At 63.1% G+C, this 14,855-nt stretch carries 11 protein-coding genes and 1 tRNA gene; all 12 read right to left on the bottom strand.

What is annotated here, in order from left to right:
• Positions 1–43: 43 nt before the first annotated feature.
• A tRNA-Thr gene (locus B5G12_RS03980) sits at positions 44–118 on the bottom strand.
• Between the two features lie 54 nt (positions 119–172).
• Complete coding sequence (rsmA, locus tag B5G12_RS03975; protein WP_087323970.1) at positions 173–1,030, bottom strand: 16S rRNA (adenine(1518)-N(6)/adenine(1519)-N(6))-dimethyltransferase RsmA; 858 nt, start codon at positions 1,028–1,030, stop codon at positions 173–175.
• Positions 1,031–1,113: 83 nt separating this feature from the next.
• Complete coding sequence (locus B5G12_RS03970) at positions 1,114–2,487, bottom strand: S41 family peptidase (RefSeq protein WP_087323968.1); 1,374 nt, start codon at positions 2,485–2,487, stop codon at positions 1,114–1,116.
• Between the two features lie 157 nt (positions 2,488–2,644).
• A complete protein-coding gene (locus B5G12_RS03965) occupies positions 2,645–3,910 on the bottom strand; it encodes a M23 family metallopeptidase (RefSeq protein WP_242955919.1) in 1,266 nt (421 codons plus the stop codon).
• Between the two features lie 31 nt (positions 3,911–3,941).
• Positions 3,942–4,847, bottom strand: coding sequence for a cell division protein FtsX (locus B5G12_RS03960; protein WP_087230729.1), 906 nt, complete (start codon positions 4,845–4,847; stop codon positions 3,942–3,944).
• The gene (gene ftsE / locus B5G12_RS03955) at positions 4,844–5,536 is read right to left on the bottom strand and encodes a cell division ATP-binding protein FtsE (protein ID WP_087230731.1); all 693 of its coding nucleotides are present in this window, start codon (positions 5,534–5,536) and stop codon (positions 4,844–4,846) included. Before ftsE ends, B5G12_RS03960 begins: the two co-directional genes overlap by 4 nt.
• 137 nt (positions 5,537–5,673) lie before the next feature.
• Positions 5,674–6,759 (bottom strand): PucR family transcriptional regulator, encoded by a 1,086-nt coding sequence (locus B5G12_RS03950; RefSeq protein ID WP_087230734.1) that lies wholly within the window; start codon positions 6,757–6,759, stop codon positions 5,674–5,676.
• A gap of 264 nt (positions 6,760–7,023) precedes the next feature.
• A complete protein-coding gene (locus tag B5G12_RS03945) occupies positions 7,024–7,728 on the bottom strand; it encodes a pseudouridine synthase (protein WP_087230737.1) in 705 nt (234 codons plus the stop codon).
• Positions 7,729–7,785: 57 nt separating this feature from the next.
• The gene (locus B5G12_RS03940) at positions 7,786–7,995 is read right to left on the bottom strand and encodes a helix-turn-helix domain-containing protein (protein WP_087230740.1); all 210 of its coding nucleotides are present in this window, start codon (positions 7,993–7,995) and stop codon (positions 7,786–7,788) included.
• 310 nt (positions 7,996–8,305) lie between these two features.
• Positions 8,306–9,751, bottom strand: coding sequence for an adenylosuccinate lyase (purB, locus tag B5G12_RS03935; RefSeq protein ID WP_087323966.1), 1,446 nt, complete (start codon positions 9,749–9,751; stop codon positions 8,306–8,308).
• Between the two features lie 27 nt (positions 9,752–9,778).
• Positions 9,779–13,471: a phosphoribosylformylglycinamidine synthase gene (locus tag B5G12_RS03930; protein ID WP_087323963.1), complete on the bottom strand. Its 3,693-nt coding sequence runs from the start codon at positions 13,469–13,471 to the stop codon at positions 9,779–9,781.
• Between the two features lie 70 nt (positions 13,472–13,541).
• A complete protein-coding gene (gene purD / locus B5G12_RS03925; RefSeq protein WP_087323961.1) occupies positions 13,542–14,837 on the bottom strand; it encodes a phosphoribosylamine--glycine ligase in 1,296 nt (431 codons plus the stop codon).
• Positions 14,838–14,855: the final 18 nt, after the last annotated feature.

The raw sequence follows: 14,855 nt of genomic DNA, 5'->3' as shown, positions 1-14,855 counted from the left end.
TATAGGAAAAGGCCCCGCAACCCGATCGTTGCGAGGCCTTCTCTGGAGCTAGTGACAGGAGTTGAACCTGCAACCCACTGATTACAAATCAGTTGCGCTGCCATTGCGCCACACTAGCAGAAGCTATTACCCAGATAGTATACCACTTCGGCGGCGTTTTGGCAAGAAGAATTTATCGGCCTGCCCGCAGGGCGGCGTCCACGGCTGCAAAATCCTCCAGCGTCAGCTGTTCGGGGCGCACCCGCGGGTCCAGCCCGGCATCCTGGAGCGCCTGGGCCACCTGCTGGCGGGACAGGCCCAGCCCTGCCGCAATGGCATTGGCGGCAGTCTTGCGGCGCTGGCCAAAGGCGGCCCGCACCAGGGCAAAGTAAGCGCCCTCATCCGGCACCTGCACCGCAGGGGTGGGGCGGATATCCAGCCGGACCACCGCGCTGGTGACCTTGGGCGCCGGGTAAAAGCTGCCCGCCTGCACCGTGAACATCACCCGGGGCTGGGCAAAATACCGCACAGCGCAGCTGACGGCGCCGCTGGCCCGGGTGCCGGGCTGGGCGGCCAGGCGCTCGGCGGCTTCCTTCTGCACCATGACGGTGATGTTTTCCACCGGCAGTTTTTCCTCCAGCAGCTTCATGATGATGGGACTGGTGATGTAATAGGGCAGGTTGGCGCACACCACCACCGGCATCCCCTCAAATTCCCGGGCCATCAAAGCGCGCAGGTCCGTCTTGAGGACGTCCTGCAGCACCACCTGCACGTTGTCCAGGCCGGCCAGGGTCTCCTGCAATACCGGAGGCAGGCGTTTGTCCACCTCCACCGCCACCACCTTGCCCGCCCGGCTGGCGATCTCCCTGGTCAAAACGCCGATGCCGGGGCCGATCTCCAGCACCCCGTAGCGGCGGTCGATGCCTGCGGCGTCCACGATCTTGGGGGGGACCCCCGGGTTGACGATGAAGTTCTGTCCAAAGCCCTTGGAGAGGGCAAAGTCGTATTTTTCGCACAGGGTGCGGATGGTGCCAAGGTCGGTCAGCTCCATATACAAATCCTTTCTGTTGGCTGCAAAAAGACCTCCGGCAGGGCCGGGGGTCTTGGGGTGTCACATACGGACTCGGGACCGGGTCAGCCGGCCTCACTGGAAGCAGCCTCGCTGCTGGCGGCTTCACCGGAGGCAGCTTCGCTGGAGGCGGCTTCACTGCTGGCAGTTTCACTGGAAGCGGTCTCGCTGCTGGCAGCCTCACTGCCGGCGGCCCCGCTGGAGGCGGCATTCACGCCGCCCACGGTGGCGCTGCCGCTCATGGTCTGAGCCGTATTTACTGCGCGGAGGATCTGCGGGTCGGTTTCCAAAGTGTAATCGTAGTAAGCGGCCTGCTCGTCGCTGGTCAGGTCACGCTCCACGTCCACCGTCAGACCCACGCTGTCAAAAGTCTCGCCGCTGGAGGGGATCAGCTGGGCCACCGTGACCACCACGGCGCTGCCATCGCTCAGGCGCTGGGGGCTGCTCTGGATGGTGCCCTTGCCAAAGGTGGTCGTGCCCACCAGCCGGGCGCCGCTCATATCCCGCAGGCAGCTGGCAAACAGTTCGGCCGCGCTGGCGGTATTGCCGTTGACCAGGCAGACCATGGGCAGATCCACCACACTGTCCCCGTTGCTGCTGCCAAGGGCTTCCCGGGTGCCGTCCCGGCTTTCCGCCCAGGCCATCACCCCTTCGGGGCACACCAGGTCGATGCAGTTCAAAGCCACGTCCAGCAGACCGCCGGCGTTGTCGCGCAGATCGAACAGCAGGCTGGCTGCGCCTGCGTTGCGCAGGGTGCGGATGGCGTAATCCAGCTCGCTGAGGGTGGTGGCGTCAAACTGGCGGATCTTGATATAGCCCACGTCCCCCGCCGTCAGCTGGTAGTCGATGGTGGTGGTGATGTAGCTGGAACGGGTCAGATCCACCGTCTGCTCCGCCGACTCGCTGTTGAGCCAGACCAGGTTGACGGTGGTGCCCGCCTCGCCCCGCAGCCGGGCCTGGATGGCGTCGGCGCTGCTCATGGTGCGCACGTCGGCGCCGTCGATGGTGGTGATGTAGTTGCCCTTCTCCACCCCGGCCTCCTGGGCAGGGCTGCCGTCATAGACCTTCAGCACCTTGGCATAGCCGGTCTGGTCCTGGGCCACCTCGACGCCAATGCCCATCAGGACGCCGTTCTGGATATCCAGCAGCTCGGCATAGGCCTCGGCGGTATAGTAGCGGGCATACCGGTCCCCGGTGCCCAGCAGGTAGCCCGACGAAATAGTGTCGTACAGCCGGGTCTCGTCGATGGTGTAGTAGTCGTTGCTGCGGACATAGCGGTCCAGCTCGGAGATCTTGTTGTACATGCTCTCCTTTTCCTTGACGCTGCTGACGGTGCTGTCAAACAGCCGCATGGCCAGCAGCATGGTGACCGAGAATGTCACGGTCATCGCCAGGATCACAATGGTCAGCATCATCCCGACCGATATCTTTTTGTTCATCGGTGCCTCCTATCAGCCCAGCAGCATCAGCAGGGTGCTGCCCAGCAGGGACAAAGCCAGCAGGACTGCTAGCACGATGCAGGCTGCGCGCTGAAAACGCTTGTGCTTATCGGTTCTCATGGATTCTTTCCGCCTCTCTCTATTTGCTGTTCAAAATTCAGATGGGGACATAGCTGCGGGGGTTGACGCGGCCGGCGTTGGTCTTGCCCTGCCACACCTCCAGGTGGAGGTGGTTGCCGGTGGAGTTGCCGGTGGAGCCTACATACCCGATCACATCGCCCTGGTTGACATAGGTGCCCTGTTTTGCGGCGATGCGGCTCATATGGCCGTACAGGGTGGAGTAGGCCTTGCCGTCCCCCATGGTACCGTGGTAGATCACCACATAGTTTCCGTAGCCGCCGGTGCTCCAGCCGGCCACCGATACATAGCCGCTGGCGGCCGCATAGATGGGCGTGCCGCCCGGCGCCGCAAAGTCGATGCCGCCGTGCAGCTTGTACACCCCGGTGACGGGGTTGGTGCGGTAGCCGTACTCCGAGGAGATGCGGCTGTAACTGCGCAGCGGGCAGATAAAGCCGGTGAAGCTCAGTTCGCTCTGCTTGGACGCTGCCGCGGAGATGATGGCCTGGATCTGTCCCTGGACGGCCTCGTAGTCCATCTCATCCGACTCGATGGCCTCCTGGGCAGCCTTTTGGGCGGCCTCCGCCTCCTCCTGGGTCAGCTGCGCCTGGGAGATGCTGGCGGTCAGCTCGCTCTGCTTGGCCTTCATCTGGTAGTTTTTGGCGTCCAGATTGGCCTTCTGGGTCTCCAGGGAAGCCTTTTCGCTGGCCAGCTGCTGGTAATCGTTTTCCAGTTCCTGTTTGGCGGCTTCCAGCTCGTCCAGCATCTGGGTCTCCTTGACCGAGATATCCTGCATCATCTCATTGAAGGTGAGCAGCTGGTACAGGTCGGTGACCGCCGACAGCATCGCCACGCTGCCGCCTTCCCGCAGTTCCTGCATGGCGCCCATAAAGGTCTTGAAGTCGTCCCACTGGTTTTCGATGTCCAGTTCTTTCTGGTCGATCTCGGCCTGCTTGGCCGTGATCTGCTGCTGCTTCTGACCGATGGCGTTCTGCACCTGGGCGATCTCCCCGGCCAGCACAGAGATCTGGCTCTGGATCACCTGGACCTGCTGGCGCAGATCCTCCTCCAGCGCAGCGGCGGCGTTCTCCCGTTTTTTGGCGTTGGCCAGCTCCTGCCGGTGCTGGGCCATGCTGGACTGGATCTCCTCCAGCTGCTTTTGCAGGTCAGAGACACTGGCAGCCGACACCGCCGGCGGTACGCTGCCGATGGCGGCCATCAGGCACAGCGATGCGGTCAGCAGGCTGACCGTTCGACGCAGCCGTGCGCCCAGCCGGGACTTCTTGGCGTGTTTTGCCCTCTTCACCGAAAGACCCCCTTTGTTCAAGCGTTTTGGATCACACGTTCAGATGCTTGCGGATGGAGAACAGGCTGCCCAGGCCGCCCACCAGGCCGCCGCCCAGCAGGCTGCTGCTGAGCACAGTGGACCACACAGCGTCCAGGGGCACCAGCGAGGTCCCCACCAGCACATCCCATACGCCGCTCAGCCCGTCGGCCGCCCCTACCAGGTAGGCATACAGGGCCAGGACACCGCCCGAGGAGATGGCGCCCGCGATCAGGCCCATCGCCAGGCCCTCCACCAGGAAAGGCAGGGTCACCAGCCAGTTGGTGGCGCCCACATACTTCATGATCTCGATCTCGCGGCGGCGGGCAAAGACGCTCAGGCGTATGGTACTGCCCACCGTGATGACGCTGACCACCATCAGAACCAGCACAAAGGCGCGGCCCATCCGGGTGACGCCCTGCTGGATCTCCACAAAGATGCTGCCCATCTCCACCGGGGCCGTCACCTTGACCACCCCGGGGATCTTTTCCATCTGGCTGCTGATGCTGCTCAGCTGCCCCAGGTCCGAAACGGTGACCCGGTAGTTCGCTTTAAAGGGATTGTCGTTTTCAAATTCGTCCCACAGGGAGGCATACTCCTCCATGTAGCTCTCATAGGTGTCCAGCACATCCTGCTTGGACATATAGCTGACGTTGCTCACCCCGTTGATGGCAGAGATCTGCTGGCCCACCGCCTGGGCGGTGGCGTCGTCGCAGGCGGGGTCCAGAAAGACCACCGTCTCGTTCTGCCGGCCCAGATAGCCGATCATGCTGTCCACATTGACCTCTACCAGACTGGCCAGGGTATTCAGGCTCATACAGACCGCCAGGGACGCCACGCACGCAATGGTCATGGCCCAGTGGGTGCCCAGGTTGCGCAGGCCGCGCCCGGTCAGGAAACCAAAGGTCGAAAGTTTCATACCAGCACCCCCTCTTGGACGGCGGGCACATCCGAAACGATCCTGCCATGGTTCAGCGTGACCACCCGCTGATGGAACCGGTGCACCAGCTCATGCTCGTGGGTGACCACCAGCACCGTGATGTTGCCCTCGCGGCTGACCCGCTCCAGCAGCTCCATCATCTCCAGGCTCAGCTCGGGGTCGATGTTGCCGGTGGGCTCATCCGCAATGACCAGCTTGGGTGCGTGTACCAGTGCCCGGGCCACCGCCACCCGCTGCTGCTCGCCGCCCGACAGGTAGTCGGGGTAGCTGTTGGCCTTGTCCTCCAGGTGGACCAGCTCCAGCATATAGGGCACCCGCTGTTCGATCTCCTTTTTGGAGATGTTGGTCACGTGCATGGCAAAGGCCACGTTCTCATACACCGTCATGCTGGGGATCAGCCGGAAGTCCTGAAAGATGATCCCCATCTGGCGGCGGATAAAGGGGATCTTGTGCCGGCGCAAAGCCGCCACGTCGTTGCCGTTGACAAAGACCTTGCCCTCGGTGGGGACAATCTCCCGCAAGATCAGCTTGAGCAGGGTGGATTTGCCCGCGCCCGAGTGCCCCAGCAGAAAGACGAACTCACCGGGGTCCGCCTGGAAGTCGATGTCCTCCAGAGCCAGCCGGCCGCCCTTTTTATATTCCATGGATACGTGTTCAAATTTTACCATCGGTACATCTGGCATGTCTGTACGTCTCCGTTATGTATAAATTTCCGCGTTTTATGCCCGCAGGCAAAGGAAAGACCGGCCGCGCGGTGGCACGCTGGCCGGTCCGCACCGACGCGCGGAGCGCCGGGGTGCTTGCATCAATATTTGGCGGGGTTGTTGGACAGGTACTTTTTGACCATCAGCGCCACCTTGAACACGATGGCGTCGTCGAATTCCCGCAGGTCCAGCCCGGTGAGCTTTTTGATCTTCTCCAGCCGGTAGACCAGGGTATTGCGGTGCACGAACAGGCCGCGGCTGGTCTCGGACACATTCAGGTTGTTTTCAAAGAAGCGCTGGATGGTGAACAGGGTCTCCTGGTCCAGGCTCTCGATGCTGCCCTGCTTGAACACCTCTTTGAGGAACATCTCGCAGACGGTGGTGGGCAGCTGATAGATCAGGCGGGCGATGCCAAGGTTGTCGTAGCGGATGATCTGCTTTTCGGTGTCGAACACCTTGCTGACCTCCATGGCGATCTGGGCTTCCTTGAAGCTGGTGGCCAGGTCCTTGACATTGGAGATGGGGGTGCCGATGCCCACCACTGCCTTGATATAGTGTTCCCCGGACAGGGTGTCCACGATGCTGGCGGCCAGCTTTTCCATATCCACGCGGTCGATGCCCTTGCGGATCTCCTTGACCAGCACGGTGTCGGTCTCGCTGATGTTGAACACGAAGTCCTTCTGCTTATCCGGGAACAGGCTGCTGACCACGTCATAAGCCGAGATGTCCCCGCCCGACACCACCCGGACGATGAACACCACCCGGGACACATCGGTGGCAAAGTGCAGCTCCCGGGCCTTGGCATAGATGTCCCCGGGCAGGATGTTGTCCAGCACTACATTCTTGATGAAGTTGGCTTTGTCGAACTTTTCGTCGTGATACTGCTTGATGCTCTGCAAGCTGATCGCCAGCACCGCCGCAAACTGGCTCGCCACCTCGTCCGCGCCCTCCACAAAGACGGCGTAGTCATTGTGCTTTGCGCTGGAGAACTGCTGGTAGCTGTAGCCGCCCCGGGCAAAGCTGTCCTTGCCAGACATACGCTCGGCCACAAAGTCCTCCTGCACTTCGCCGATCAGATTCAGCTCCGAGCAGGCGATCACGGCGCCAGTCTCATCCACCACACCTACCACACGGTCGATCGCGTCCTTCATCTGGTAGATCACGCTCTGAAATACTCTGTTGGCCATAAACGCATACCCCTTTTCCTCGATTGTGCCGGCGGTGGAAGATCGGATTGGCATATTTCCACAATTTCGCCGCACTACAATCTATATTTTACACAAAAGAATTTACTTTTGCAACATATTTCACCAAAAAAGATTGCATTCTCTTGGTGAAATTATCTCCCAGGGCATTTTTTCGGCCAAAAACCACTTGAAACCGTGGTTCTGACCTCTATTTTAGCGGTAAAATGTGATGCTTGTTTGAAAGTCTGGTGAAAGCCGGCCCCCTCACCGGCCCGCGATGGCGGCCACTTCGGCCTCGGTCAGCTCCCGCCACTGGCCGGGGGCCAGGTCCTGGTCCAGCCAGACGCTGCCGATGGCCTCCCGGTGCAGCTGGTCCACCCCGGCCCCATACACCCCGAACATCCGCTTGATCTGGTGGTAGACGCCCTGGTGCAGCACCACCCGCACCGTCCTGCCGTCCGCCGTCAGGGGGGAAACTTCGGCCGGAGCCAGCTGCACCCTGTCGGCCAGCACCACTCCCCGGGCAAAGCCCTCCGCCATCTCCCGGGTCAGGGGGGTGTCGATGGTCACCCGGTAGGTCTTGGGCACATGGTGCCTGGGGGCCAGGATGTCATGGGCAAAAGCCCCGTCGTCGGTGATGAGGACAAAACCGGTGCTGGTCTTGTCCAGCCGGCCCGCCGGAAACAGCTCGCGTCTCGGATAGGCGCTGTGCACCAGATCCACCACGGTGGTGTCCCGCTTGTCAGCCGAGGCGCTGACCACCCCTGCGGGCTTATTCAGCATGATGTACACGAACGCCTGCCGGGGCCGGCTCTTGCCGTCCAGCGCAATGGAGTCCATCTCGCTGACCTGCTGTTCGGGCCTGCGGCAGACCGCGCCGTTGACGCTCACCCGCCCTTTGCGGATCAGCTCCCGGCTCTCGCTGCGGGTGCACTGGGCCGCCTCTGCAAGGTATTTATCCAGTCGCATAGAAACCCCTCTCTTTCATTTTTTGTATAGTATAGCATATTTTGCCGCCTTTGGGAATCAATTCATTGTATCCTTTAACCCCAGGATATAGTCCGAACTGACCCCATAATACCGGCACAGGGCGATCAGATGCCGGATGGGCAACTCATTGGCCCCGCGCTCATAGCGGGCATACATGGTCTGCGAGGTGCCCAGCACCTGGGCGATCTCCTGCTGGGTCTTGTCCCGGTCCTCCCGCAAGTCCCGGATCCGCTTGACATACTCCATACCCTGCCTCCCCTTTTTTTAGGTTAGACAAAGTATAGGTCAGTAAAGATCTTTACTATTGACTTTAGTAAATATTTGTACTAAAATAAGTCTTGTCCATCCTCTTTCGCCTTTTTCAGCCTTTTGGGGAGGTGCTGCCATGATCCCTGTCCTACTGGAAGCGCTGCGCATTTACTGGGTCTTTTATCTCTACTGCGCCCATTGGCTTCTGACACAGGTGTTTTAACTGCATACAGCGCAAAAGCCCCCGGGCCGGCCATTCCGTCATGCCGTCCCGGGGGCTTTTTGGTCGATCTGTTTTATGCAGGGCTCAGACGCTCAGGTCCGCGTGCTGGGCCAGGGCGTCGGGGTTTGCGTCAAAGATGGGCTGGAGCACCTCTGCGAGGAACTCCTCCACCTGCTGGGGGGCGCGGCCCACAAAATTCTCGGGCACCAGACCCGCCTGGATCTCCTCCCTGGTCAGACCAAAGGCGGGATCAGCGGCGATGCGGTCCACCATATCGTTGGGCAGACCCTCCTCCTTGACCTGCTTGCCGGCGGCGATGGCGTGCTGGCGCAGCCGCTCGTGCAGCTCCTGGCGGTTGCCGCCCTTTTCCACGGCCTGCATCATGATGTTCTCGCTGGCCATGAAGGGCAGCTCTGCCATCAGGCGGCTGCGGATCACCTTGGGATAGACCACCAGCCCGTCGGTGACATTGAGCATGATGTTCAGGATCGCGTCGGCGGCCAGGAAGCCCTCCGCCATGGCGATGCGCTTGTTGGCGCTGTCGTCGAGGGTGCGCTCGAACCACTGGGTGCCTGCGGTGAAGCTGGGGTTGAGCACATCCGCCATCAGATAGCGGGCCAGGGCGCAGATCCGCTCGCACCGCATGGGGTTGCGCTTGTAAGGCATGGCGGAAGAGCCGATCTGGTTCTTCTCAAAGGGCTCCTCCATCTCCTTGAAGTTGGCCAGCAGGCGCAGGTCGGTGGCAAACTTCATGCAGCTCTGGGCGATGCCGGCCAGGGCGTTGAGGATGAAGGCATCCACCTTGCGGCTGTAGGTCTGGCCCGACACCGGGATGACGGCCTTGGGGTCAAAGCCCATCTCCTGCGCGATGGAGGCATCCACGGCGCGGATCTTCTCCGCATCCCCCTTGAACAGCTCCATAAAGCTGGCCTGGGTGCCGGTGGTGCCCTTGACCCCGCGCAGCTGCAGCACGGCTAGGCGGTGGTCGATCTCGCCCAGGTCCATCACCAGCTCGTTGGCCCACAGGGTAGCGCGCTTGCCCACGGTGGTGGGCTGGGCGGGCTGGCCGTGGGTGTAGGCCATGCAGGGCATATCCTTGTAGGTCCGGGCAAAGCGGGCCAGCTTGGCCAGCACGCCGATCAGTTTTTTGCGCACCAGCTCCAGGCCCTGGCGCATGACGATGATGTCGGTGTTGTCGCCCACATAGCAGCTGGTGGCGCCCAGGTGGATGATGCCCGCCGCATGGGGGCACTGCTGGCCGTAGGCGTAGACGTGGCTCATCACATCGTGGCGCACCTGTTTTTCACGGGCGGCAGCCACATCGTAATTGATGTCGTCCACATGGGCCTCCAGTTCGGCCACCATCTCGGGGGTGATGTTGTCCAGCCCCTGGTTCATCTCGGCCCGGGCCAGGGCCACCCACAGGCGGCGCCAGGTGCGGAACTTGTTGTCGTCCGAGAAGATGTACTGCATCTCGTCCGAGGCGTACCGGGTGGAAAAGGGGCTGATATAGCGGTCATGCTGGGACATTGGTGTTTCTCCTTTCAGCGCGGGGCATCAGATGCGGAAATAATCCACGCCGCCCTCGAAAATAGGCTGGAATTTGTCGCCCGACACATTCTCGTACAGGCGGTCGCCCCGGCGCTCCGAGTGACCCATCTTGCCCAGGATGCGGCCGTCGGGGCTGGTGATGCCCTCGATGGCCAGCATCGAGCCGTTGGGATTGTAGCGCAGGTCCATGGTGGGCCGGCCGTCGGCGTCGATGTACTGCGTAGCCACCTGGCCGTTGGCCACCAGCTGGTCCAGCACGGCCTTGGGGGCCACAAAGCGGCCCTCGCCGTGGCTGATGGGCACCAGGTGTTCCTCGCCCAGAACGCAGCGGCTGAGCCAGGGGCTGCCGGTGGAAGCCACACGGGTGCGCACCAGCATGCTCTGGTGGCGGCCGATGGTGTTGAAGGTCAGGGTGGGATCGTCGGGGCCGATGGGCTGGATGTCCCCGTAGGGCACCAGGCCCAGCTTGATCAGAGCCTGGAAGCCGTTGCAGATGCCCAGCATCAGGCCGTCCCGCTGGAACAGCAGCCGGCGCACCGCCTCGGTGACGGCGGGCGAACGGAAGAAGGACGCGATGAACTTAGCGCTGCCGTCCGGCTCGTCGCCGCCCGAGAAGCCGCCGGGCAGCATGACGATCTGGGACTGGTCGATGGCCCTGACCAGGGCCTCGCAGCTGGCGGTGACGTCGGCCGGGGTCAGATTGCGGATCACCAGGATCTCCGGCTCGGCCCCCGCAGCGCGGAAAGCCTTGGCGGTGTCATACTCGCAGTTGGTGCCGGGGAAGACCGGAATGATGACTTTGGGTTTTGCCACACCCACCTTGGGGGCCGCGGGCGCGCGGACGCTGCCCGAGATGGCCTCCACCGTGGGGCCTGCCTTGCGGTAGGGGTAGACCGGCTCCAGCTTGGACTCCCAGATCTCCTGCAGGGCGGCGCTGTCCAGCGTCTCGCCGCAGGCGGTGAACTGGTACTCCCGGGTGGTGACGCCCAGCAGCTTGCCGGCGGGCGCGCCGGTGGCGATCTCCAGCACCAGAGAGCCGTAAGCGGGCTCGAACATCTCCTCGGGAGACATATCCGCGATCATCCGGAAGCCCACATGGTTGCCCAGGCCCATCTTGAACAGAGCCTCTGCGATGCCGCCGTAACCCACCGACGAGGCGGACAGGACGATGCCCTCCTCCATCATCTGGCTGGCGATGTAGTAGTTGGATTTGAGGGACTCAAAGTTGGGGGTGACGCCGTCCTCTTTGTAGAAGGGACGGAGCAGCACCACCGAGCTGTGGCCCTTCTTGAACTCGGTGGACACCACCCGGTGGGTCTTGCCGATGGCGGTGGCAAAGGACACCAGGGTGGGCGGCACGTCCAGTTCCTCAAAGGAGCCGGACATACTGTCCTTGCCGCCGATGGCGCCAATGCCAAGGCCCATCTGGGCATCCAGAGCGCCCAGCAGGGCGGCCAGGGGCTTGCCCCAGCGCTCGGGCTTGTCGCCCAGACGCTCAAAGTATTCCTGGAAGGTCAGGTAGGCGTCCTGGTAGTGGAAGCCTGCCGCCACCAGCTTGGTGACGCTCTCCACCACCGCCAGCATGGCTCCCTTGTAGGGGTCGGCGCTGGTCAGATAGGGGTTGTAGCCCCAGGCCATGCCCGAGCAGGTGGTGGTCTCGCCGTCCACCGGCAGCTTGGCCGCCATGGCCATCTGGGGGGTCAGCTGTTGGCTGCCGCCAAAGGGCATCAGGACGGTGGCCGCCCCGATGGTGGAGTCGAACCGCTCGCTCAGGCCCTTCTTGCTGCAGATGTTCAGGTCGCCCACCATGCTCTCCATCTGCTGGCCAAAGGTGCTGCCGGCCCACTGGGGCTGCCAGACCGTGCCCTTCTGGATGTGGACGTTCTGGTGCTTTTCCGCGCCGTTGGAGTTGAGGAAGTCGCGGCTGATATCCACGATGGTGGCGCCGTTCCACACCATCTTCAGACGCTTTTCCTCGGTGACGGTGGCCACAGGGGTGGCCTCCAGGTTCTCCTCGGCGGCCAGGGCGATGAAGCGGTCCACGTCCTGGGGCGCCAGGGCCACGGCCATCCGCTCCTGGCTCTCGCTGATGGCCAGCTCGGTGCCGTCCAGGCCCTCATACTTCTTGGTGACCTTGTTCAGGTCGATGTAGAGGCCGTCGGCCAGTTCGCCGATGGCCACCGACACGCCGCCCGCGCCAAAGTCGTTGCAGCGCTTGATCATCCGGCAGGCGTCCTCCCGGCGGAACAGCCGCTGCAGTTTGCGCTCGATGGGGGCGTTGCCCTTCTGGACCTCGGCGCCGCAGCTCTCCAGGCTCTCGTGGTTGTGCGCCTTGGAGGAACCGGTGGCGCCGCCGATGCCGTCGCGGCCGGTGCGGCCGCCCAGCAGCACGATCACATCCCCGGGGGCGGGGCACTCGCGCCGCACATGGCTGGCGGGGGTGGCGCCCACCACCGCGCCGATCTCCATCCGCTTGGCCACATAGCCGGGGTGGTAGATCTCATCCACCTGGCCGGTGGCCAGGCCGATCTGGTTGCCATAGGAGGAATAGCCCGCCGCTGCGGTGGTGACCAGCTTGCGCTGGGGCAGCTTGCCGGGCAACGTCTGGCTGACCGGCACCAGGGGGTCGCCCGCGCCGGTGACCCGCATGGCCTGGTAGACATAGCTGCGGCCGGACAGGGGGTCCCGGATGGCGCCGCCGATGCAGGTGGCCGCGCCGCCGAAGGGTTCGATCTCGGTGGGGTGGTTATGGGTCTCGTTCTTGAACAGGAACAGCCAGTCCTGGTCCTCGCCGTCCACATCGCATTTGATCTTGACAGTGCAGGCGTTGATCTCGTCGCTCTCGTCCACGTTCTTGAGGATGCCCTGCTGCTTGAGGGCCTTGGCTCCGATGGTGGCCACGTCCATCAGGCAGCGGGGCTTTGCATCCCGGCCGGTCTGCTGACGCAGGGCCATGTAGCGGTCGAAAGCTTCCTGCACTATGGCGTCATCGATCCGGACATCGTCCAGGATGGTGCCAAAGGTGGTGTGGCGGCAGTGGTCCGACCAATAGGTGTCGATCATCTTGATCTCGGTGATGGTGGGGTCCCGCTGCTCACTGCGGAAGTAATCCTGGCAGAACTTGATGTCCCCGAAGTCCATAGCCAGGCCGTTGTCCCGGATAAAGTCCTTCAGCCCCGCTTCGTCCAGCTGGCCGAAGCCGGTCAGGGTAGCCACCGCCTGGGGCACCGCATAGGTCATCTGCAGCGTGTCACGGGTCTCCAGGGATGCCTCACGGGCCTCCACCGGGTTGATGACATACTTCTTGATCTCCTCCACCTGGGCGCCGGTCAGATCGCCGTCCAGCAGATAGACCCGGGCCGAGCGGACCAGAGGCCGCTCTCCCTGGCTGATCAGCTGGATGCACTCTGCGGCGGAGTCGGCGCGCTGGTCGAACTGGCCGGGCAGGTATTCCACCGCAAAGGCCGTGCCCGGATGGACCGGCAGCTCGGTGCAGACGCTGTCCACCGGCGGCTCGCTGAACACCGTGTCCACGCACTGGCGGAACAACTGCTCCGAAATGCCTTCCACGTCATAGCGGTTGAGCAGTCGCAGCCCCGTCAGGCTGCCGATGCCCAGCAGGCTGGTCAGCTCGTTCTGCAGCTGGCGGGCCTCGCCGTCGAAGCCCGGCTTCTTTTCCACATAGATCCTGTATACCATAGGCTCATCTCCTCATTTCGATCTGGTAGGATCAGGCTTTCTTTTCATTTACCCTTGCGCTCGGGAACGCTCATTCCTGCACGTTCAGCGCCTGCAAAGCCCGCCGGCCGATATCGCTGCGGCGGTGCATCTTGTCGAACCGGATCCGGTCCGCCGCCTGGTAGGCCCGCTCCAATGCCGCAGGCAGGCTGTCGGCGACGGCCGTGACGCCCAGTACCCGCCCTCCTGCGGTGACCAGCCTGCCGTCCTGGACGGCGGTGCCGGCGTGGTATACGGTGACATCCTCCGCGCCGGGCAGCTGGCCCTCGGTCAGGCCGGTGATCTCTTTGCCCTTCTCATAACGGACGGGGTAGCCGCCCGACGCCAAAATGACGCAGGCCGCAGCGCCGTCCCGGAACCTGACCTCGGTGTCCTCCAGGGTGCCGCCGGTGCAGGCGGTCATGACGGTCAGCAGGTCGCTGTCCAGCAGGGGCAGGACCACCTGGGCCTCGGGGTCCCCGAAGCGGCAGTTGTATTCGATCACCTTGGGGCCGTCGGGGGTGATCATCAGGCCAAAGTACAGGCAGCCCTTGAAGGGGCAGCCCTCGGCCTGCATGGCCCGGATGGTGGGCAGGAAGATCTCCTCCATGCAGCGCCGGGCCACGTCGGGGGTATAGTAGGGGTTGGGGGCCACCGTACCCATGCCGCCGGTGTTCAGGCCGGTATCCCCGTCGTTGGCGCGCTTATGGTCCATGGAGGACACCATGGGCTTGACCACCTTGCCGTCGGTGAAGCTGAGGACGCTGACCTCGGGCCCGGTGAGGAACTCCTCCACCACCACATGGTTGCCCGAAGCGCCGAACTTCTTGTCCAGCATGATCTCCTTGATCCCTTCCTCGGCCTGCCGGACATCCTCACAGATCAGCACGCCCTTGCCCAGGGCCAGGCCGTCTGCCTTGATGACCACGGGCCAGCGGTCCCGGGCACGGATAAAGTCCAGCGCCGCAGCCGGGTCGTCAAAGGTCTCATAACCGGCGGTGGGGATGCCGTATTTCTTCATCAGGTCCTTGGCAAAGACCTTGGACGCCTCGATCCGGGCGGCTGCCCGGTCGGGGCCGAACGCGGGGATGCCCACTTCCGCCAGGGCGTCCACCATCCCCAGCGCCAGAGGATCATCCTGGGCCACCACCACATAGTCGAAGGCTTCCTGCTTTGCAAAAGCCACCATGGCCTCCACGTCGGTGGCCTTGATGTCCTTGCATTTGGCGTCGTAGCCGATGCCGCCGTTGCCGGGCGCGCACCAGATCTCCCCGCAGGCGGGGCTCTTTTTCAGGGCCCGGATGATGGCGTGTTCGCGGCCGCCGCCGCCCACAACCAGAATCTTCATTGCAGTTTCCCCTTTCCC

The organism is Faecalibacterium sp. An58, assembly GCF_002161515.1.
In the GTDB taxonomy this organism is placed as follows: domain Bacteria; phylum Bacillota; class Clostridia; order Oscillospirales; family Ruminococcaceae; genus Faecalibacterium; species Faecalibacterium avium.
This window is presented reverse-complemented; position numbering and strand designations above follow the sequence as displayed.

Bases quoted from the DNA above. Each gene is read 5' to 3' on its own strand.
- rsmA (WP_087323970.1), bottom strand. From the start codon at position 1,030: ATGGAGCTGACCGACCTTGGCACCATCCGCACCCTGTGCGAAAAATAC.
- B5G12_RS03970 (WP_087323968.1), bottom strand. From the start codon at position 2,487: ATGAACAAAAAGATATCGGTCGGGATGATGCTGACCATTGTGATCCTG.
- B5G12_RS03960 (WP_087230729.1), bottom strand. From the start codon at position 4,847: ATGAAACTTTCGACCTTTGGTTTCCTGACCGGGCGCGGCCTGCGCAAC.
- ftsE (WP_087230731.1), bottom strand. From the start codon at position 5,536: ATGGTAAAATTTGAACACGTATCCATGGAATATAAAAAGGGCGGCCGG.
- B5G12_RS03950 (WP_087230734.1), bottom strand. From the start codon at position 6,759: ATGGCCAACAGAGTATTTCAGAGCGTGATCTACCAGATGAAGGACGCG.
- B5G12_RS03945 (WP_087230737.1), bottom strand. From the start codon at position 7,728: ATGCGACTGGATAAATACCTTGCAGAGGCGGCCCAGTGCACCCGCAGC.
- B5G12_RS03940 (WP_087230740.1), bottom strand. From the start codon at position 7,995: ATGGAGTATGTCAAGCGGATCCGGGACTTGCGGGAGGACCGGGACAAG.
- purB (WP_087323966.1), bottom strand. From the start codon at position 9,751: ATGTCCCAGCATGACCGCTATATCAGCCCCTTTTCCACCCGGTACGCC.
- B5G12_RS03930 (WP_087323963.1), bottom strand. From the start codon at position 13,471: ATGGTATACAGGATCTATGTGGAAAAGAAGCCGGGCTTCGACGGCGAG.
- purD (WP_087323961.1), bottom strand. From the start codon at position 14,837: ATGAAGATTCTGGTTGTGGGCGGCGGCGGCCGCGAACACGCCATCATC.